Raw genomic sequence first — 1,109 nt, 5'->3', positions numbered from 1 at the left:
CCTCATAGTCGACCACAAACAATTTGTCGGTGTGGCCGGGCAATTCTTTGAGACGGCGCAGGTAACGCAACACCACTTCCAGGCTGACGTCTTCGCGGATGGTGACCATCTCGAAGTCCATCAGGGCGCCGACCTGATCTTCGTCGTACGACAGCGCGGAACGCACACGCTCACGCTGCTGCGTATCGAGCGCCTCCATCAACTCATGGACAACGTCACGGGGCAGCTCAGGGGCCAAGTCAGCCAGTTCGTCCGCATCCATCTCCTTGGCGGCAGCCAGGAGCTCGTGGTCATCCATGTCGGCGATGAGCGTTTCACGCACCGAGTCCGATACTTCCAGCAGGATGTCACCGTCGCGATCAGCCTTGACCAACTGCCACAGGGTCAGTCGATCATCCAGCGGCAAGGCTTCAAGAATATAGGCGACGTCGGCGGAGTGCAGGTCATCGAGCTTGCGTTGCAACTCGACGAGGTTTTGCCGGTGAACCAGGTTTTCGACGCGGTCGTGGTTCGGACCTTCCTGGCGGTGCGTGAGGTCTTCGACCACGCGCTGGCGCTGCAGCAGCTCGATAACTTGAGCCAGACGATCCTGCAGGCTTTCTTGTGTTTTCTTTACTTCTACTTCGGTCATAGGCGAACTCCACTCCCAGCAGCGGGGCACGCCGGAAGGATCAATCAGTCAATTCATGATTGGTAAAACGGGGTACTGAGTAACTACTGGGTAAGTCCATGGAGGTATTCCACAAGCCCCGGCGGGGCTGACGGGCGCATGATACACCGCCCGGACGTTTTAAACGTTAAAAAACTGGAAAGAACAAGCGCTTGCACGCCAAAGCTCAGTATTGGCTGCATCTATGAACTGCGACGACGCAGGCGCGGGGGAAAACACATGAGGAGGGAGAAAAAGGAGAACGCCGGATAAAAGCTACACAAACCCCAGACGGCAAAAAGCCCGCACTAGGCGGGCTTTTTGTTTGTATGGTGCACTCGACAGGATTCGAACCTGTGACCGCTCGGTTCGTAGCCGAGTACTCTATCCAGCTGAGCTACGAGTGCAGATTGTGTTTTTAGACCAGATCACAACTGGTTGGAGCCAAGCTACCTGCATC

Annotated in this window: 1 protein-coding gene and 1 tRNA gene; both read right to left on the bottom strand. The window is 56.2% G+C overall.

Annotated elements, in window-relative coordinates; translation table 11 throughout:
* A partial coding sequence (locus GIW04_RS30900) for a magnesium transporter MgtE N-terminal domain-containing protein (protein ID WP_442962831.1) occupies positions 1-631 on the bottom strand: 631 nt, incomplete at its 3' end.
* A 348-nt stretch (positions 632-979) separates the two neighbouring features.
* Positions 980-1,056, bottom strand: a tRNA-Arg gene (locus GIW04_RS30895).
* Positions 1,057-1,109 lie beyond the last annotated feature (53 nt).

The organism is Pseudomonas sp. PA-4-8C (genome assembly GCF_021606625.1).
Taxonomy (GTDB): Bacteria; Pseudomonadota; Gammaproteobacteria; order Pseudomonadales; family Pseudomonadaceae; genus Aquipseudomonas; species Aquipseudomonas lactis.
Note: the sequence above shows the minus strand (reverse complement) of the source record. Positions and strands in the feature narration are given on the sequence as shown.